We start from the raw sequence: 16,739 nt of genomic DNA on the forward strand, positions 1-16,739 counted from the left end.
ACAGGAAAAGAACAGGCGGCGTGGGAACGTTGAGCCGCCCCTCTTAACCTAAGCTGCTTTTCCCTTGGTTTGTGTCCTCTCTCCGCCGACCTCATGCGCCGCCATGCGCTCCAGCGCCCTGACCAGCGCCGAATGATCCTCCTTGCCGCCGCCATTGGCTGCGCAGGAATTGAACAGTTGCTGCGTGGTCGAGGTGTTGGGCAGCGACACCCCGAGCGCCTTCGCGCCTTCCAACGCCAGGTTGAGGTCCTTCTGGTGCAATTCGATGCGGAAGCCCGGCGCGAAGGTGCGCTTGATCATGCGCTCGCCATGCACTTCGAGGATGCGCGAGGCAGCGAGCCCGCCCATCAGTGCCTGCCTGACCTTGGCCGGATCGGCGCCGGCCTTGGAAGCAAAAACAAGAGCTTCGCCGACGGCTTCGATGGTCAATGCCACGACGATCTGGTTGGCGACCTTGGTGGTCTGGCCGACGCCGTTGGGGCCTACCAACGTGATGTTCTTGCCCATCTTCTCGAAGATCGGCCTGGCGCGCTCAAAAGCCTTTTCCTCGCCGCCGACCATGATGGTAAGCGAGGCCGCCTTGGCGCCGACCTCGCCGCCCGACACCGGCGCGTCGAGATAATCGCAGCCGAGGTCGTTGATCTTTTTCGCAAATTCCTTGGTGGCGATCGGCGAGATCGAGCTCATATCGATGACAAGCTTGCCCTTGGACAGGCCAGCGGCGACGCCGTTCTCGCCGAACAGAACGTCCGCCACCTGAGGCGTGTCGGGCACCATGGCGATGATGATGTCGGCGGCCTTGGCCACGGCATTGTGGCCGGAGACGGATTTCAAGCCCTTGGCCGTGAGTTCCGCCGGCGGTTTGGAGCGGTGGTCGCTGGCGATGATTTTGTAGCCTGCGTCGAGAAGATGCCCCGCCATCGGCGCGCCCATGATGCCGAGTCCGATGAAACCTACGGTTTCCATTGATTTGCTCCGTCAGTATTTGTTGAGGTCGCGTTCCTTCGCGCCCCCTCTGGCCTGCCCGCCTACCCGGCCCTTCGCTGTCGCTCCGGGCGTTCGTCGTTTACGAAGCCAAGTACTTGGCTTCGCATCCGCTTCGCGGACCACTCCTCACCCCCCACAGGTGGGGAGATTGGCAGCTTCGGCGCCGGCTCTAGGCCGCTGCACTTCCCTGCCCGGCGAGTTCCTTGAACCAGCTGAGCCCGGCTTCCGTGCCGGCCTTCGGCTTGTATTCGGCGCCGATCCAGCCGGAATAGCCGAGGCGATCGATGTGGTCGTAGAGGAAGGGATAATTGATCTCGCCCGTCCCCGGCTCGTGACGGCCGGGATTGTCCGCAAGCTGGATATGCGCGATGCGGGGAAGGTTTGCCTCGATCGTACGGGCGAGATCCCCCTCCATGATCTGCATGTGATAGATGTCGTATTGCAGGAACAGGTTCTTCGAGCCGATGCGGTCGATCAGCGCCAGGGCCTGGTCGGAATAATTCAGGAAGAAGCCCGGGATGTCGCGCGTGTTGATCGGCTCGATCAGCAGCCTGATGCCGGCCTGCTCCAGCTTCTCGGCCGCGAAGGCGAGGTTGTCGGCAAAGACGTTTTCCAGCACGGCTCGGTCGGAGCCCTGCGGTGCGATGCCGGCAAGGCAGTTGACCTGCTCGCAGCCCAGCGCATGCGCATAGGTGATCGCCTTGGCGACGCCCTGGCGGAATTCCGAGACGCGGTCGGGCAGCACGGCGATGCCGCGCTCGCCCTTCGCCCAGTCGCCGGCCGGCAGGTTGAAGAGAACCTGGCTGAGGCCATTCTTCTTCAGGCGCGCGGCGACGACATCCGGCGCATGGTCATAGGGGCCGATATATTCGACGCCCTTGAAGCCCACGCGAGCGGCGGCATCGAAGCGATCGAGGAACTCGTGCTCGCCGAAGAGCATCGAAAGATTGGCTGAAAAACGCGGCATTCTTCTTCTCCTTCGTTCCGCCTGTGCTCAATCCAACATCATGATGGCCGTCGGCGCATCCTCGTTGCGTTCGGCAAGTTCCTCGAATTCGGTGACCTTGTCGATTTCCGTGCCCATGGAAATGTTGGTGACGCGCTCGAGGATGAATTCCAGCACCACCGGCACCTGGTGCTCCTTCATCAGCCGTCGCGCCTCCTTGAAGGCACCGGCGAATTCCTCGGGCTTGCGCACGCGGACCGCCTTGCAGCCCATCGCCTCGGCGACGGCGACATGATCGACGCCGTAGCCCGCCTCCGGATCACCGGCACGGTTGACGTTCTCGAAGGCGAGGCTCACCTCGTAGTCCATCGAAAAGCCGCGCTGCGCCTGGCGGATCAAGCCGAGATAGGCGTTGTTCACGACGACATGGATGTAAGGCAGCTTGTGCTGCGCGCCGACGGCCAGCTCTTCGATCATGAACTGGAAATCATAGTCGCCGGAAAGTGCCACGATATCGCGGTCCGGATCGGCGGCGCGCACGCCGAGCGCTGCCGGCAATGTCCAGCCGAGAGGACCGGCCTGGCCGCAATTGATCCAGTTGCGCGGCTTGTAGACATGCAGGAACTGCGCGCCGGCGATCTGCGACAGGCCGATCGTGGTGACATAGGTGGTGTCGCGGGCAAACGCCTTGTTCATCTCCTCATAGACGCGCTGCGGCTTCAGCGGCACCTGCTCGAAATGCGTCTTGCGCTTCATGGTCTTCTTGCGCTGCTGGCATTCCTTCGCCCAGCCGGACCAGTCGCGCAGCTTGCCGGCCGTGCGCCATTCGGTGGCGACGTCGAGCAGGATCTTCAGCGCGGCGCCCGCATCCGAGACGAGGCCGAGATCGGGCGCGAAGACGCGGCCGATCTGTGTCGGCTCGATGTCGACATGGATGAATTTCTTGCCCTTGGTGTAGACGTCGACCGAGCCGGTGTGGCGGTTGGCCCAGCGGTTGCCGATGCCGAAGACGAAGTCGGCGGCAAGCATCGTGGCGTTGCCGTAGCGGTGTGAGGTTTGCAGGCCGCACATGCCGGCCATCAACCGGTGGTCGTCGGGGATCGCGCCCCAGCCCATCAACGTCGGGATGACCGGCACGCCGGTGACTTCGGCGAACTCGATCAAAAGGTCGGAAGCATCGGCGTTGATTATGCCGCCGCCGGCGACGATAAGCGGCTTTTCCGCCTGGTTGAGCATCGCCAGCGCCTTCTCGGCCTGGGCGCGCGTCATCGCCGGCTTGAAGGGAGCGAGCGGCTCATAGGCGTCGATGTCGAACTCAATCTCGGCAAGCTGAACGTCGAGCGGCAGGTCGACCAGCACAGGCCCTGGCCGCGAGGAGCGCATCAGGTGGAATGCCTTCTGCAGCGCCATCGGCACCAAATAAGGTTCCATGACGGTGACGGCCCATTTGGCGACGGGCGAAGCGATCGAAGCGATGTCGACGGCCTGGAAATCCTCCTTGTTGAGGCGAGCGCGTGGCGCCTGCCCGGTGATGCAGAGGATGGGAATAGAATCCGCCGAGGCCGAATAGAGGCCAGTGATCATGTCGGTGCCGGCCGGGCCGGAGGTACCGATGCAGAGCCCGATATTGCCGGCTTTGGCGCGCGTAAAACCTTCGGCCATGTGCGAGGCGCCCTCGACATGGCGTGCGAGCACGTGGCGGATGGTGCCGCGCGCCTTCAGCGCCGAATAGAGCGGATTGATCGCCGCTCCGGGTACGCCGAAGGCATTGGTGATGCCCTCCTTTTCGAGAACGAGAACCGCCGCATCGACTGCGCGCATCCTGGCCATAACAAGCCTCCATTTCGTTGGTTGGCTTGACAATGACAGCACGCTTTCGATTTTTCAATTTTTTCAGAATATTTTTTCATTTCTAGAAAATGGCTGTTACGATCTGATTTCGCTTCACTTTTCGTTTTCCAGAAAATCCGGTGCAACGATAACTGAAAAACTTTTTCATTGCATCGGAAAACAAATCGGCGAGAATACCGTCCATGGAAACGACGGAAAAACGCCAGCGCGGCCGGCCGCGCGCCTTCAATGGTCCATCCGAAGCGGCATCGGTGCAGTCGCTCGACCGGGCGCTGCGGATTCTGGCGATCGTCGCCGAGGCCAGCGGCCTGTCGCTCAGCGAGATCGCGGTGCAAAGCGGCATTGCCGCTTCCACCGCCTATCGCATGCTGACGACGCTGCAGAACCACGGCATGGTCGAGTTCGATACGACCGACCAGCTCTGGTCCGTCGGCGTCGAGACCTACCGCATGGGCGCGGCCTTCCTGCGCCGGCGCAAGCTCGTCGACCGTGCGCGCATCGTCATGCAGGAATTGATGGAGAAAACCGGCGAGACCGCCAATCTCGGCGTCGCCGAGGACGATTGCGTCGTCTTCGTCAGCCAGGTCGAGACGCATCAGGCGATCCGCGCCTTCTTCCGGCCGGGCACGCGCAGCCCCTTCCATGCGTCCGGCATCGGCAAGGCGGTGCTGGCGCATCTCGAGCCCGAGCGGGTGGCGGCGATCCTGCGTAAGGCGGGCCTGCAGCGCTATACCGACAAGACGCTTTCCGACATCTCGGCGCTCGCCCATGATCTCGCCACCATCAAGCATCGCGGCTGGTCGGTCGACGACGAGGAGCGCCACCCCGGCATGCGCTGCGTGGCCGCCGCCATCTTCAACGAATATGGCGAGCCGATCGGCGGCGTTTCGGTATCCGGCCCGACGGTGCGGGTCACGGCGGAGCGCCTGGCCGAGATCGGTCCGCTGGTGCGCGAGGCCGCGGTCGAGGTGACGAAGATGATCGGCGGCGTGAAAGCGTACTGACTAAGATGCGCCCGGCAATGCGCTCTTTGCCGATATGTCGAAGAAATCGAGCAGGATGGCCAGCCCGACGCCACAGGCCGCCAAGATGAGGCCGGCGATGAATATCCGACTGGCGCGGTCATGGATGCTTCGCTGAAGCGATTTGATGTCGAGCAGAATGGCAAGCGCCCGGATCTGCAGCGCAATTCCGACCAGGATCGGCAGGACGGCGATCAGATGGTAGGTCTGCCACGGGATCGGGTTGGCCGCCCAATGCGTGATGAAGCCTAGCGAAAACGCAAGCAGGATGCCGACAATGGTGATGGTGCCGTTGCGGAAAACCGGTTCGACCCGTTCTTCCTTGGGATCCTGCTCGTCCATGCCACCCTCCCCTCAATTGGCGCCGAAGCCAGACTAAACGCTTGCAAAATCGCTGTACATCGCTGGTTGCCCGGCGGGAACCGACCGGCCGCGGCCAGGCCGAAGGCCGGAATTGACCGTCTTGCCGCAGCATCGGAATGCATGCGAAAGGGCACGGATGCGGAAAACAATTTACCTCCTATCCGCCGCTTCACTTTGCGGATGCGTGGCGGCGGCACCGCCGCCGGTCAAGCCCATCGCTGGCCCCAGCGGCAACCCGCTGGTCGATCCCGTTCCGATCTCGCTGGCAATGGAAGAGATCATCACCGCCGGCGTCCGCCAGCACTTGAAGAACCCTCTCGCCGCAAAGTTCGGAACGATGCTTGCCGGCGAGCGCAGTTTGAACGGCCGCCACGAGATCGTGGTGTGCGGCTCTGTCGATGACAAGGGCTCTCCCGGCGGCAACGAGCCCTTCATCGGCAAGATCCATCCCGATGCCGGAAACAGCTTCGAACTCGTCGCGATGAACGACGTTTCAGTCAGCGGCGCCTGCAAGGCGGCAGGATTGCCGTTGCCGGAACTGAAGCCCAATTCCTGAATGGGTCGAGGCAGGACCATTGTCCGCTTCAAATCAAGCCGATCAGGCGGACGCGCAATGCTCGAAACGCAAGAAAAGGGGCCGCGTGCAGCCCCTCTTTCCTGTCGTTGATCTTGCCCCCTCCTAGAGCCTGCAATAGCGCGGGCCGTCGTAGGTCATATAGGTGTCGGTGCGCTCGTCGTAGCTGGCGTAGCGAGCGTAGCAGCGGCGGACGTGGATCGAGTCGTAGCCGTCGTCCTCGACATAGACGGTGCGGGGCTGCTGCTGGGCGAGCAGGCTGCCGAGGACGAAGCCGCCGACGCCGGCGGCAATGCCGATGCCGAGGCCATTGTGGTGGTGATGCAGCGGATGAGCCGCAGAAGGCTGAACGGTGCCGGCCAGCATAGTGGCTGCGACGGTGGTGGCGACGAGGCCGGAAACGATGGTGCGCTTGAACATGACGATCTCCTTGTTTCAATGGAGAGGCGAACCATCCGCCTCTTGATCATGGGTCGTCGCGGCTCTGAAAAAGGTTCGAAGATTTTTTCAGATTTTTTCGCCGGCAATTTTTCCGGCCTTTCTCCCCGCCTGCGGCTGCCGATCGCCTGAACGCAAAAAAGGGCGGCCCGAGGCCGCCCTTTGAAGACAAATGGTCTTCTCGTCAGAGGAAGATGATCACCTTGCCGTGGTGGTGATGCTTGTGATGATGGTTGTGCCACCACCAGGGCTTGCCGTGATGATTGTGGTGGTGATGATGGTGATGATGACCATGCGCCGAGGATGTTTCAACCGTGGCGACGAGCGCGCCGGTGGCGACGAAGACGGCGACGAGGCCGGACGTAAGGGTACGCTTCAACATGATGATCTCCTGGATCCTTGATCGAGGCGACCATTCGCCTCTCAGGAGGTCAGTCGTGGCGAAGCGGCAAAAGGTTCGAAGGTTTTTGAGTGAGTAGGGATTAGTGAGTAGTCGGTAGTGAACGCTGCACCGGCCGAACCACCCTACTGACTACCGCCCTACTCACTACTCACTCTTTCACCCCATCCCCGTGACATGTCTCAGCCAGAAGGCGAGCACGATGAAGCCGACGAAGGTGGCGACGCCGGTCCAGTCGATATTGGCCTTCTTCAGGTCGCTGATGATTTTCACCAGCAGAAGCCAGGTCACGACGATGAGCGGCAGGATGATGACGAATCTGATCATGCGGCACCCCGTTCGATGCGATTGCACCTGGACAGCATGTAGGAAGCGGCGCAACGAATTTCAGGATGCCGGTCGCCGCGGCGGTCCATTAGCAACCCAAAACGGAGTTTTGTCTTTACTGGCGCACGAAATGTGCTACCGGAGCGCCGTGCCCTTGTAGCTCAGCTGGTAGAGCAGCGGTTTTGTAAACCGAAGGTCGCGGGTTCGATCCCTGCCGGGGGCACCAGAATCGCTACAACCGACAATGTGCATTGCACCGCCCCTTCCAGAGCGGGGGTGACGGGAATGTCACCAATCAGAACGTGTCTCTGCGCGGAATCTCCGAAAGCCGAGTTGCGGGACTTCAATATGACTGATGGGCCTTGCCGCACCGCACCTGAGGTTCTACTGTCCGGATGGGGGGACGACCAATATGGTAAAGAACGCTACGCTATCCGCGTTCAAAGCGTCCATAGTAAAAGATGGCATCGACGCGGCGGTCGCCACTTACCTGATGGACCGGGTACCATTCGTATTTGGCGACGATCGTGAGCTATACAGGGTCTGGAAACGCAAGCTTGCAAATCTTATTGAAATAGACCCTTTGAACATTACTATAATTGGTAGTGGTGCGGTAGGATTTAGCCTTAATCCTTACAAAGATTTTAAAGTTTTCTCAGAAACATCTGATATCGACGTGGCGGTTGTTTCTGATTACCACTTTTCTGTTGCATGGAGGGCTCTACGCGCGACCAAATTGCCCGACGTTCGTAAAGCAAAGGATAGAGAGGCAATAAAGGATCATAGAAGTAAATACATATACTGGGGATGCATCGCGACTGATAAGGTCCTTGGCTATCTTCCCTTTGTTCGACAATGGACAGAAGCAACGTCTCTAATGTCTGCAGAAAAACCCACCGAAGAGAGAGACATCAAGATCAGACTCTATCGCGACTACGAATCTCTAAGGTCATATCATATGAACGGCCTTGAGACCCTACTGTCTACGCTCATGGAAAAATAATGGAAAAAAACCTCCTTAACACAACAACGATGGCTTATCCCTCTAGCTCCGGTTTAACCATATCTAGTGGTTGCGTTCGCGTCGCCTCCCCTGCCGTGCTAGGCGGCGACGCATGGCCGCCCATCAGCAGGTTTTCCGCTGGAAGAACGACCGTCCGCCGTCGCTGGAGCAGTTCCAGGCGATGTTTCCGGACGACTGGTCGTGCGCTGCCTATCTGGCGAAGAAACGGTGGCCGGATGGCTTCGTCTGCCCCGACTGCGGCTGCCGCAAGGGCTGGAAGCTGAGGGGCAAACCTTGGGTCTGGGAGTGCTCGGGCGAGCTTGCCAGCAAAGACGGGGAACTGGTCCGCTGCCGCAAGCAGACCTCGGTCATCGCTGGCACCGTCATGCACAAGACGCATCTGCCGCTGAGAACCTGGTTCCTCGCAGCCCACCTCGTGACGACGCACTCGAACGGAATCTCCGCGCTGCAGCTTCAGGGCAAGCTCGGGATCGGCTCCTACAAGACCGCATGGCTCCTGCTGCACAAGCTGCGGAGGGCGATGGTCGACCCCAATCGGGAACCCCTCGGCGGCGAAGGCGAGGTCGTGCAGGTCGACGAGACCGAGATGCCGTTCCGCCGCAAGACCGACCCGATCGATGACGGCCGCGGCCGGAGCAAGGTCGGGAAGATCGTCATCGCCGGAGCCGTGGAATGCCTCGACGACGGCAGGATGGGCCGCATCCGGCTCGAGGTGGTCGAGGGGTGGGGCCGGGCGGAACTCCACCCGTTCGTGCTGCGAAACACGTGCGAAGGCTCGATCATCATGACCGACGGCAACACGGCCTATCGGCGGATTCCCGGCCGTCTTCACGACGAGAACGTGCTGCCGAAATACGTGCAGGCGCACCATATCCTCAGGCAGATCCACCGCGTGTTCTCGAACCTGAAGCGCTGGGCCATGGGCGTGTATCATGGGCTCCGGCCCGACCACGCCAACATCTACCTCCAGGAATTCGTCTACCGCTTCAACCGCCGCCGCCACTACCGATCATCCTTCGACCGGCTCCTCGGACTCGGCATGGCGTCGGGACCACGTCCCTACGAAGACCTCATCGCAAACAGGTTCCTCTACATCGTCAAGAAGTGGCTGCGGCTGCGCCCTCGATCAAGTGAGGACAAGCTTCGCCTCTTCGTCGCCCTGGCAAAAGCCGGGATGCGAAAAAAGGAGGCGAGGAAGATCGTCGACATCGAGCCTCGCAAGCGTCGCGAATACCGGAAGCGCAGGCCAGCCCGGCCAGTGCTGGCGAAAGAACGCACTGCGTTCGTTTACGCGACGCACTAAGGGCCCGGTCACGGCTTGGGTTCAGACGGGAGCTCCTCCTCGACTCTCTCTTCGTCCAGGGCCTCCGACGGTGCATAAGCGTCCCCCTGCTTGGCATGGCGAACCGCGGCGATCTCCACCCCGTTCCTGCCCTTGCGCACCGTTAGAACAAATGGCCTGAGCACCACCCTTCTGGTTCCCGGAATGTCGCCTCGTACTCCGATATTGGGGAAATCTGCCAGACGCTCCCTCAGTTCCCTCATCTTTCTGACGATCTTTTCCGCCGCTGGAGGATTGCGCTCGGCGATGTAGGCAATGCCTTTCAGGAAACGCTTTTCGGCCTGCCGCGTCATGCCCGCAATGCGTTCAGGCATCAGCCGACCCTGGCTTGACGCTTGTTGCGGGCCGCCGCAATGATCGCGTCCGCCTTATCCATAACCTCGTCGAAATCGACAGCCTGGCCCGCTTCAAGTTCCTCGATGCCCTGAATCTCCTCAAGCAGTTGCCCGCCTTCCCCATCAAGATACGACTTGAACGCGCGCAGCATCACCCAGGTGCGGTCACGATCCAACGCATGGGCGATACGATCAAAATCGGCCAGCATTGCCACGGGAACTCGAATCGAGATTTGTGTCTTGTCTTCGATCGGCATCAGAACCTCTCTGTCATCCGGTGTGATGCACCGTATCCCAGCGGATGACGTGGGTCAAGGTTTTGCCGGATCTTGGCCGCCGAAGGGCTACCTATATGTTGTGGTCCCGGAGCTAACGGGATAAGCCATCAACAACGCACAACGTGGCTTGGTTAAGCAAACGCTATCAGGCCGAAGAGCTTCAATTGAAGCCTCCGTTTCAGCGAAACCCGGTGTGGACCGAGCGGCAAAAGTCATATTTAATTGATACCATTTTACGCGGCTTTCCAATTCCTGAACTCTATATGCAGGAATACACGGATGCGAAGGGGAACGACGTATACGTGATTGTCGATGGCCAACAGCGAGTGCGCGCCTGTCTGGACTTCATACGTGGCGAGTTTCCCATGTACGCCAAGGATAGCCCAGACTGGGCAGATATGTATTTTGATGACCTCAGTGAGGAAGAGAAGAAGAACATATACAATTATAATTTCGTCGTTCGGCTTCTCCCCGACATCCCCGACATCGAGTTGAGAGCCATATTCAGTCGACTAAATCGACACGTTGTCGCACTGAATAGACAGGAGCTAAGGCATGCCACGTACTGGGGGGAATTTATCGAATCGGTAGAGAAAATATCTGACAATGAAGGCTGGTCAGAAGTGGGACTATTCACACCTAACGACGTACGCCGCATGCTAGACATTGAATATGTCAGCGAACTCGCGGTAGGTTATTTGCATGGTCTTCAGAATAAAAAGGAGAGTCTCGACAGATGGTATGAGGCTTATGAGAACGAATTCCCAGATAGGAGACGAATGGAAAAGGCTTTTACGTCAACTTTACTTGAAATTATAAAGATAATTCCTAACGTTAACAAGACAAGGTGGCGCAAGAAGTCGGATTTTTATACTCTATTTTTGCTTCTAGCTGAATGGTCACCCGAGTTCCCGCTTGCAAGCGACGTGAGAGCATCCTTGGGAGAAGCTTTGACAAAATTTTCGGAGAACGTTGATCTATACTTGCGGGATCCAGATGGAAATGCAAATATGAGTAAATCGATCAAGGATTATTGCGCCGCCGTGGAACGCGCGGCGTCGGACTTAGCTCGTCGTCGTACGCGAAGAATTGAACTGCTCAAAGCAATAGAGCCAATTATCTGAGGCAGGCACCGTCAGGCCGTCGCGACGCAAGTGAGGTTGAGAGACAAAGCCTCGTTCCTCACACCCCGATCGCCGCCACCAGCACCCTGTTCTGCCGCCGTATTGCCGCCCGCAATTCCGGTATCTTCGCCTCGTCGCGCTTCACGAACTCGATGAACATCATGTTCATGTTGTTGAAGATCAGCTCGCCCACCGTTGGCCCGTCGATGTCTGACCGCACAAGGCCGATCTGCTGAAGGCGCGCGATCAGGGCGCTTATCTGCTCGGTCAGGTCCCGGTCGAGCGCCGTGTAGGCCTGGCCGAAAGGGCTGTCGGGCAATTGCGTCGAGATCGCCATCGCCTGGCGCCACATCTCCTTGCTGAGATAATTCAGCGAGTGCTCGATATAGATGCCGATCAGCGTGTCCAGCGCATCGCCGACATTGGCCGGCGGGCTGGCGACCACCCCTCGCCCGGCATTGAGCACCTCGTTGACTTCCAGCGAGACGATGGCGCCAAGGATGTCGCCCTTGTTCTGGTAGTAATTGTAGATGGTGCCGATCGAGACCGCGGCTTGCGCCGCGATCGCCTCGATCTTGGCGCCTTCATAGCCGGCCTCGCGGAACAGCGCTGTCGCCGCATCGATGATGCGGCGGTGCCGGTCCGCCTTCTGCCGTTCGCGCAATCCGCTCATATCGGCCTCTCTGCCACAAAATCATAATTGACTCAATTTTAGAATTGGTTCAACTTTTCTTCCAACAAGCCAGCAAGGCAGGGAGAACACTCGATGACCATCAACGCCCGGACTCCGCTTTCCACCCTGAAGTCTCATCTTTCAGCCGCTTGCGCGGCCGCGGCGCTGCTGCTCGCGGCGGGCGGCGCCCAGGCGGCCGATCTCAACGCGCTGATCTGGTGCGACCATTCCGATCCGGCGCTGCTGCAGCCCTTCGAGCAGGCCAACAACGTCAAGGTCAACGTCAAGGAATTCGAGGGCACTGGCGCGGGCCTGGCGATCGTCGAGCAGTCGCAGCCCGGCGACTGGGACGTGATGGTGATCGACAGCATCGACGTGCCGCGCGGCGTCGAGAAAGGCCTGTTCGAGCCGCTTCCGGAAGACAAGCTGCCCTTCGCCGACCTCTTCCCGGAAGTGAAGATGGACAAGTCCACCGTGGTCGACGGCAAGCGCTACGGCATCACCGAAAAGTTCGGCTACAACACGATCGGTTTCAACAAGACCAAGGTCGATCCCGCAGACATGCAGTCGCTGGCTTCTCTCACCAACGACAAATACAAGGGCAAGGTCGCTATCTACGACTATTACCTGCCGGTGATCGGCATGGCTGCTTTGGCCATCGGCAAGAAGACCGCCGACCTCACCGAGGCCGATCTCCCTGCCCTCAAGGCCGAGCTGCTCAAGATGAAGGCCAACGCCAAGCTGGTCGGCGAAGTCACCGCCAGCCAGACCGCTCTGGCCACCGGCGAGGTGGATATCCTGGTCGGCGGTGGCGAATGGGTGACGGCCGGCCTTGCCAAGGAAAACCCTGCGCTCGACTTCTCTATCCCGAAGGAGGGTGCTGTGCTGTGGTCGCAGTCGCTTGCCATGTTCAAGGATTCCAAGAACAAGGACATGGCGCTGAAATTCATCCAGTACATCCTGAGCCCTGAAGGCCAGGCGCGGCTTGCGACCTCCTCCTGCTACTGGGGCATGCCGTCGAACAAGAAGGCGGCGCTGACCGACGAGCAGAAGAAGATCCTGCGCTTCGACGAGCAGCCGGGCTTCCTCGCCCGCGCCCAGGCCTATCCGGCGCCTAACGCCGATCTCGACAAGAAGATGCAGGACATGTGGACCGAGATGCTGCAGGCGCAGTAAATCGGCCAATGAGTATTGCGGGAAACGACAAGCGTGCCCTGCCCTGGGCGCTGGTCACGCCGGCGCTGGCGTGGACATGCGCGTTCTTCGTGCTGCCCTTCATCGCCATGGGGTTTTCCAGCCTCACGGCGCATGAAGGCGGCGGCTTCACTTTAGCCAATTACAGCCAATTCTTCACCGACCCGTCCTACTGGCGGGCGATGGTGAACTCGCTTGAGGTCACGGCGATCGTCACCGTGATCTCGATCCTGCTCGCCTATCCCTTTGCCTGGATTCTTGCCGAGATGGTGCCGGAACGCTGGCAGCGGCTGGCGCTGATGCTGGCCGTGCTGCCGTTCTGGACGTCCTATGTCGTGCGCTCCTATTCCTGGCTGCTGGTGCTGGCGCAGAACGGCGTCATCAACCGGGCGCTGACCGGCATCGGCCTCATCGGCGAGCCGCTGCAGCTTGCCAACACGCGTTTCGCCACCGTCACCGGCTTCGTGCATTTCTTCGTCATGCTGCTGACGCTGACGATCTTCGCCAATCTCAAGCAGCTCAGCCCGAGCTACCGCAAGGCGGCGGCCGATCTCGGCGCCGGGCCGGTGCGCACCTTCCTGCATGTCGTGCTGCCGCTCACCTTGCCCGGCATCATGGTCGGCGCCTTCCTCACCTTCGTGCTCTGCATCGGCGACTACATCACGCCGCAGATCCTTGGCGGCAACAATGAGCTGGTCATGCCGCAGCTCGTGATGATGCAGATCGGCCGGCGCGGTGATTTTCCGCTTGCCTCGGCGCTGTCGATCATCCTGATGGCAGTGGTGACCATCGCCTATCTCGCCTGCGCCCGCTGGCTGAAGATCGAGCGGGCCTGACGATGCGCGCCGCTATCCGCCTCGCCGCCTGGACCTATGCCATCGCCATCTACGGCTTCATCTTCCTGCCGGTGGTCGTGCTGGTGCTGTTCTCGCTGCAGGCCACCTCCTTCCCGATCCCGCCCTTCACCGGCCCGTCGCTGCGCTGGTACCAGGCCGTTCTCTCCGACACGCGGCTGACATCGGCGCTGGTCAATTCGCTGCTGGTGGCGGTGCTCTCCTCGCTCGCTTCCGTCACGCTCGGCTTTCTTTCCGCCTGGGGTTTCGCGCGCTTCGTGCTGCCGGGCTCGGCCATCCTGCGCGGGCTGATCACGCTGCCGCTCACCGTCAGCTACCTGATCATCGGCATGGGCCTGCTGGTGCTGTTCAACTGGGCCGGCGTGCCGAAATCGCTGCTTGCGGCCGGCATCGGCCATGTGGTGATCAACCTGCCGCTCTGCTTCGCCATCATCTACAGCCAGATGGGCGACCACCAGATCAACATCGAGCGCGCCGCGCGCGATCTCGGCGCCGCCGAGTGGAAGGTGCTCTTGATGATCACCGTGCCGGTGATGGCGCCGGCGATCTTCGCCGGCTTCTTCCTGTCGATGACTTTCTCCTGGGACGAGTTCGTCATCTCCTTCCTGCTCACCCGCTTCGAGACGACGCTGCCCGTGGAGATCTGGAACCTGCTGCGTTCCGGCCTCAACCCCAAGACCAATGCCGTCGGCTCGCTGGTCTTCGCCGTCTCCATCGTCCTGGTGGTGTTTTTCGAACTGACGCTGTTGCGGAGAAAGCCGGCATGAGCGCGCCCCTCGTCGACATCCGCAACGTCTCGCACCGCTTCGGCCATCTCCCAGTGCTGAAGAATGTTTCGCTCGCCATCGAACCCGGCAGCTACACGATCCTGCTCGGGCCGTCCGGCTCCGGCAAGACGACGCTGCTTTCGATCCTCGGCGGCTTCGTCACGCCCAGCGAGGGCAAAGTGTTCATCCGCGGCGCGGATTGCACCGCCGTGCCGCCGGCCAAGCGCCCGACGACCACCGTGTTCCAGGACTATGCGCTGTTTCCGCATATGAGCGTCGGCGGCAATGTCGGCTTCGGGTTGCGCATGCAGGGCGTCGACGGCGCGACCCGGGCAGCCAAGGCGCGCGAGGCGCTGGCCCTCGTCGGGCTGGCAGCCGCCTTCGACAAGAAACCGCATCAGCTTTCCGGCGGCCAGCGCCAGCGCGTGGCGCTGGCCCGCGCCCTGGTCATCGAGCCGGCGGTGCTTTTGCTTGACGAGCCGCTCGGCGCGCTGGATCTCAAATTGCGCCGGCAGATGCAGGACGAGCTGAAGGCGATCCAGAAGCGCGTCGGCACCGCCTTCATCCATGTCACGCACGACCAGGAAGAAGCGATGGCACTGGCCGACCACTGCGTGGTGATGAATGACGGCCGCATCGAGGACGAAGGGCCGCCCGAGCGCGTCTATGCGCGGCCGGCGACGCGCTTTTCCGCCACCTTCATGGGCGAGAGCACGGTCCTTCCCGGCACAGTGACTGAGACGAGGAACGGCATCGTCACGGCCTCGACCGCGGTGGGGTCGATTTCGCTGCCCGGCGCATCGCCTGCCGGCGCCATGGTCGCGCTCGCCATCCGGCCCGAGCACCTGGTCCTCGGTGAGGCGAAGGGCGATGTCGTGCTGGGCATGGCCAAGGTCGGCGATGTCGTCTTCCAAGGCAGCTTCAAGCGCGTGCTGGCCGCCTCCACGCTGGATCCTGCGTTGCAATTCATCGCCAAGGCACCGGCGTCGGCCGCCGTTCAAGCAGGCGACACAACCGCGGTTTCATGCCACGCTCAAGACATCATCCTGCTGGCGGAATGATCCATGAGCACGCTTCCGGTCATCGAGGCTCCGGACTGGTACGAGACCATCCGCATGGGCGACGACATCACGCTCATCCATGAGCCGTGGATAAAGCCGTTCTTCCGCTGCAACATCTGGCATGTGCGCGGGCGCGATCGCGACCTGCTGTTCGACACCGGCCTCGGCCATTTCAGCCTGCAAAGCCACGTGCCGCTGGTGAGCGAGCGCGAGCTTACCTGCGTGGCCAGCCACACGCATTTCGACCATATCGGCTGCCACCACGAATTCCCCGATCGCTGCGTGCATGCGGCCGAAGCGGCAATCCTTGCCGATCCGCGCAACGAATGGACGGTGGCGGACCGTTACGCCAACGAAGAGATGTTCGACGGCGCGCCGGAGGGCTGGAACACGGCGCGCTACCGCATCCTGCCCGCGCCGGCCGGCCGGCTGCTCGAGCATGGCGACGTCGTCGATCTCGGCGACCGCGCCTTCGAGGTCATCCACACGCCTGGACATTCGCCGGGCGGCATCGCGCTTTACGAGAAAAAGACGGGGATCCTCTTGTCCGGCGACATCATCTATGACGGGCCACTGATCGACGACGTCTACCACTCCGACGTCAAGGACTATGTCGAGACATTGCTTGCCATGCGCGGGCTCGACGTCTCGGTCGTGCATGGCGGTCATTTTCCGAGCTTCGGCAAGGTGCGCTACCGGCAACTCATCGACGAATATGTCGCGGGCAGGCACAAGCCGGGCTGTCACCTGCAAGGTGGCTGAGCGAGCGGAAAAGCGGGGCCTACAGCGCCCTTTGCGGGCAAGGTGTTCCCGTGGCGTCGCCGCAACGGGAAGCCGTCGGCTGCGGCCGCTGGCTCATCTCTTCCGAATGACGCACGAGTTCAGCGAACATCAGCGCGAAACTTCCCATCATCAGGAAGACTATGATCAGACGCGTTACCGGCAATAGACAGGTCTCTCGACTGGCCAGCCCCCGCTAACCCATCCACTGTCGGCTAACATGATCGAGCCGGCTTTACGAGTGTTTAAGCCTAGTCTTAACCATAGCGGCCTTCACATTCATGTCGCGCCTGTCACGAAGCGCGATTGACTGGTGTGATCCGCCAGCCGGCGCAGCGCCCTTCACAGATATGGGCGGCGCATGCTACGCCGTCGCCGGCGCGGCCCCGCAGACGGTCG

19 protein-coding genes, 1 tRNA gene and 1 pseudogene are annotated in these 16,739 nt (G+C 61.0%); 11 read left to right on the plus strand and 10 right to left on the minus strand.

Annotated elements, in window-relative coordinates:
- Positions 1 to 48 precede the first annotated feature (48 nt).
- From RFM41_RS11155 to gcl, 3 genes are all read right to left on the minus strand, one after another.
- A complete protein-coding gene (locus tag RFM41_RS11155; protein WP_320245261.1) occupies positions 49 to 966 on the minus strand; it encodes a 2-hydroxy-3-oxopropionate reductase in 918 nt (305 codons plus the stop codon).
- 190 nt (positions 967 to 1,156) lie between these two features.
- Entirely contained in the window at positions 1,157 to 1,954 is a 798-nt protein-coding gene (hyi, locus tag RFM41_RS11160) for a hydroxypyruvate isomerase (RefSeq protein ID WP_320245262.1), read from the minus strand.
- Positions 1,955 to 1,981: 27 nt separating this feature from the next.
- The gene (gene gcl / locus RFM41_RS11165) at positions 1,982 to 3,763 is read right to left on the minus strand and encodes a glyoxylate carboligase (RefSeq protein ID WP_320245263.1); all 1,782 of its coding nucleotides are present in this window, start codon (positions 3,761 to 3,763) and stop codon (positions 1,982 to 1,984) included.
- Positions 3,764 to 3,966: 203 nt separating this feature from the next.
- Between gcl and bhcR the strand changes: the two genes are divergently transcribed.
- The gene (gene bhcR / locus RFM41_RS11170; protein ID WP_320245264.1) at positions 3,967 to 4,788 is read left to right on the plus strand and encodes an HTH-type transcriptional regulator BhcR; all 822 of its coding nucleotides are present in this window, start codon (positions 3,967 to 3,969) and stop codon (positions 4,786 to 4,788) included.
- Here bhcR and RFM41_RS11175 read toward each other — a convergent pair whose 3' ends face one another.
- A complete protein-coding gene (locus tag RFM41_RS11175) occupies positions 4,789 to 5,148 on the minus strand; it encodes a hypothetical protein (RefSeq protein ID WP_041006281.1) in 360 nt (119 codons plus the stop codon).
- A 112-nt stretch (positions 5,149 to 5,260) separates the two neighbouring features.
- Between RFM41_RS11175 and RFM41_RS11180 the strand changes: the two genes are divergently transcribed.
- Positions 5,261 to 5,725: a hypothetical protein gene (locus RFM41_RS11180; RefSeq protein WP_320245265.1), complete on the plus strand. Its 465-nt coding sequence runs from the start codon at positions 5,261 to 5,263 to the stop codon at positions 5,723 to 5,725.
- Positions 5,726 to 5,848: 123 nt separating this feature from the next.
- Here the strand turns inward: RFM41_RS11180 and RFM41_RS11185 are convergent, their stop codons facing one another.
- The 3 genes from RFM41_RS11185 to RFM41_RS11195 all read right to left on the minus strand — a co-directional run bounded on the left by RFM41_RS11185 (position 5,849) and on the right by RFM41_RS11195 (position 6,908).
- Positions 5,849 to 6,163 carry a BA14K family protein gene (locus RFM41_RS11185; protein ID WP_320245266.1) on the minus strand — a complete coding sequence of 105 codons (315 nt, stop codon included), beginning with the start codon at positions 6,161 to 6,163 and terminating at the stop codon, positions 5,849 to 5,851.
- A gap of 202 nt (positions 6,164 to 6,365) precedes the next feature.
- Positions 6,366 to 6,563: a hypothetical protein gene (locus tag RFM41_RS11190; RefSeq protein ID WP_320245267.1), complete on the minus strand. Its 198-nt coding sequence runs from the start codon at positions 6,561 to 6,563 to the stop codon at positions 6,366 to 6,368.
- A gap of 177 nt (positions 6,564 to 6,740) precedes the next feature.
- Complete coding sequence (locus RFM41_RS11195) at positions 6,741 to 6,908, minus strand: hypothetical protein (protein ID WP_320245268.1); 168 nt, start codon at positions 6,906 to 6,908, stop codon at positions 6,741 to 6,743.
- 150 nt (positions 6,909 to 7,058) lie between these two features.
- On the opposite strand from RFM41_RS11195, the gene RFM41_RS11200 reads away from it, so the two are divergent.
- The 3 genes and pseudogenes from RFM41_RS11200 to RFM41_RS11210 all read left to right on the plus strand — a co-directional run.
- Positions 7,059 to 7,134 (plus strand) — tRNA-Thr (locus tag RFM41_RS11200).
- A gap of 129 nt (positions 7,135 to 7,263) precedes the next feature.
- On the plus strand, positions 7,264 to 7,911 hold the full coding sequence (locus tag RFM41_RS11205; protein WP_320245269.1) for a hypothetical protein: 648 nt from the start codon (positions 7,264 to 7,266) through the stop codon (positions 7,909 to 7,911).
- A gap of 112 nt (positions 7,912 to 8,023) precedes the next feature.
- Positions 8,024 to 8,963, plus strand: a pseudogene (locus tag RFM41_RS11210) (IS1595 family transposase); the annotation flags it as partial.
- Positions 8,964 to 9,243: 280 nt separating this feature from the next.
- On the opposite strand, the gene RFM41_RS11215 reads toward RFM41_RS11210, so the two are convergent.
- Both RFM41_RS11215 and RFM41_RS11220 read right to left on the minus strand, forming a co-directional pair.
- Positions 9,244 to 9,588 carry a type II toxin-antitoxin system RelE/ParE family toxin gene (locus RFM41_RS11215; RefSeq protein ID WP_320245270.1) on the minus strand — a complete coding sequence of 115 codons (345 nt, stop codon included), beginning with the start codon at positions 9,586 to 9,588 and terminating at the stop codon, positions 9,244 to 9,246.
- Entirely contained in the window at positions 9,588 to 9,866 is a 279-nt protein-coding gene (locus RFM41_RS11220; protein ID WP_320245271.1) for a CopG family ribbon-helix-helix protein, read from the minus strand. Before RFM41_RS11220 ends, RFM41_RS11215 begins: the two co-directional genes overlap by 1 nt.
- A gap of 143 nt (positions 9,867 to 10,009) precedes the next feature.
- Between RFM41_RS11220 and RFM41_RS11225 the strand changes: the two genes are divergently transcribed.
- Complete coding sequence (locus tag RFM41_RS11225; protein WP_320245272.1) at positions 10,010 to 11,011, plus strand: DUF262 domain-containing protein; 1,002 nt, start codon at positions 10,010 to 10,012, stop codon at positions 11,009 to 11,011.
- 58 nt (positions 11,012 to 11,069) lie between these two features.
- Here RFM41_RS11225 and RFM41_RS11230 read toward each other — a convergent pair whose 3' ends face one another.
- Positions 11,070 to 11,684: a TetR/AcrR family transcriptional regulator gene (locus tag RFM41_RS11230; RefSeq protein ID WP_320245273.1), complete on the minus strand. Its 615-nt coding sequence runs from the start codon at positions 11,682 to 11,684 to the stop codon at positions 11,070 to 11,072.
- 93 nt (positions 11,685 to 11,777) lie between these two features.
- On the opposite strand from RFM41_RS11230, the gene RFM41_RS11235 reads away from it, so the two are divergent.
- Genes RFM41_RS11235 through RFM41_RS11255 form a run of 5 tightly spaced genes read left to right on the plus strand, consistent with a single transcriptional unit; the run spans position 11,778 to position 16,322 of the window.
- Complete coding sequence (locus RFM41_RS11235; protein ID WP_320245274.1) at positions 11,778 to 12,860, plus strand: polyamine ABC transporter substrate-binding protein; 1,083 nt, start codon at positions 11,778 to 11,780, stop codon at positions 12,858 to 12,860.
- An 8-nt stretch (positions 12,861 to 12,868) separates the two neighbouring features.
- Positions 12,869 to 13,714, plus strand: a complete 846-nt coding sequence (locus RFM41_RS11240; RefSeq protein WP_320245275.1) for an ABC transporter permease — start codon at positions 12,869 to 12,871, stop codon at positions 13,712 to 13,714.
- A gap of 2 nt (positions 13,715 to 13,716) precedes the next feature.
- Positions 13,717 to 14,499 (plus strand): ABC transporter permease, encoded by a 783-nt coding sequence (locus tag RFM41_RS11245; protein ID WP_320245276.1) that lies wholly within the window; start codon positions 13,717 to 13,719, stop codon positions 14,497 to 14,499.
- Entirely contained in the window at positions 14,496 to 15,560 is a 1,065-nt protein-coding gene (locus RFM41_RS11250) for an ABC transporter ATP-binding protein (RefSeq protein ID WP_320245277.1), read from the plus strand. The genes RFM41_RS11245 and RFM41_RS11250 overlap by 4 nt, the downstream gene beginning before the upstream one ends.
- A gap of 3 nt (positions 15,561 to 15,563) precedes the next feature.
- Entirely contained in the window at positions 15,564 to 16,322 is a 759-nt protein-coding gene (locus RFM41_RS11255; RefSeq protein WP_320245278.1) for an MBL fold metallo-hydrolase, read from the plus strand.
- Positions 16,323 to 16,739: the final 417 nt, after the last annotated feature.

The organism is Mesorhizobium vachelliae, assembly GCF_033977325.1.
Lineage (GTDB): Bacteria > Pseudomonadota > Alphaproteobacteria > Rhizobiales > Rhizobiaceae > Mesorhizobium > Mesorhizobium vachelliae.

Excerpts from the sequence above, each read along its gene's own strand:
- RFM41_RS11155 (WP_320245261.1), bottom strand. The coding sequence starts at position 966 with ATGGAAACCGTAGGTTTCATCGGACTCGGCATCATGGGCGCGCCGATG.
- hyi (WP_320245262.1), bottom strand. The coding sequence starts at position 1,954 with ATGCCGCGTTTTTCAGCCAATCTTTCGATGCTCTTCGGCGAGCACGAG.
- gcl (WP_320245263.1), bottom strand. The coding sequence starts at position 3,763 with ATGGCCAGGATGCGCGCAGTCGATGCGGCGGTTCTCGTTCTCGAAAAG.
- bhcR (WP_320245264.1), top strand. The coding sequence starts at position 3,967 with ATGGAAACGACGGAAAAACGCCAGCGCGGCCGGCCGCGCGCCTTCAAT.
- RFM41_RS11175 (WP_041006281.1), bottom strand. The coding sequence starts at position 5,148 with ATGGACGAGCAGGATCCCAAGGAAGAACGGGTCGAACCGGTTTTCCGC.
- RFM41_RS11185 (WP_320245266.1), bottom strand. The coding sequence starts at position 6,163 with ATGTTCAAGCGCACCATCGTTTCCGGCCTCGTCGCCACCACCGTCGCA.
- RFM41_RS11190 (WP_320245267.1), bottom strand. The coding sequence starts at position 6,563 with ATGTTGAAGCGTACCCTTACGTCCGGCCTCGTCGCCGTCTTCGTCGCC.
- RFM41_RS11195 (WP_320245268.1), bottom strand. The coding sequence starts at position 6,908 with ATGATCAGATTCGTCATCATCCTGCCGCTCATCGTCGTGACCTGGCTT.
- RFM41_RS11205 (WP_320245269.1), top strand. The coding sequence starts at position 7,264 with ATGGGCCTTGCCGCACCGCACCTGAGGTTCTACTGTCCGGATGGGGGG.
- RFM41_RS11215 (WP_320245270.1), bottom strand. The coding sequence starts at position 9,588 with ATGCCTGAACGCATTGCGGGCATGACGCGGCAGGCCGAAAAGCGTTTC.
- RFM41_RS11220 (WP_320245271.1), bottom strand. The coding sequence starts at position 9,866 with ATGCCGATCGAAGACAAGACACAAATCTCGATTCGAGTTCCCGTGGCA.
- RFM41_RS11230 (WP_320245273.1), bottom strand. The coding sequence starts at position 11,684 with ATGAGCGGATTGCGCGAACGGCAGAAGGCGGACCGGCACCGCCGCATC.
- RFM41_RS11235 (WP_320245274.1), top strand. The coding sequence starts at position 11,778 with ATGACCATCAACGCCCGGACTCCGCTTTCCACCCTGAAGTCTCATCTT.
- RFM41_RS11240 (WP_320245275.1), top strand. The coding sequence starts at position 12,869 with ATGAGTATTGCGGGAAACGACAAGCGTGCCCTGCCCTGGGCGCTGGTC.
- RFM41_RS11245 (WP_320245276.1), top strand. The coding sequence starts at position 13,717 with ATGCGCGCCGCTATCCGCCTCGCCGCCTGGACCTATGCCATCGCCATC.
- RFM41_RS11250 (WP_320245277.1), top strand. The coding sequence starts at position 14,496 with ATGAGCGCGCCCCTCGTCGACATCCGCAACGTCTCGCACCGCTTCGGC.
- RFM41_RS11255 (WP_320245278.1), top strand. The coding sequence starts at position 15,564 with ATGAGCACGCTTCCGGTCATCGAGGCTCCGGACTGGTACGAGACCATC.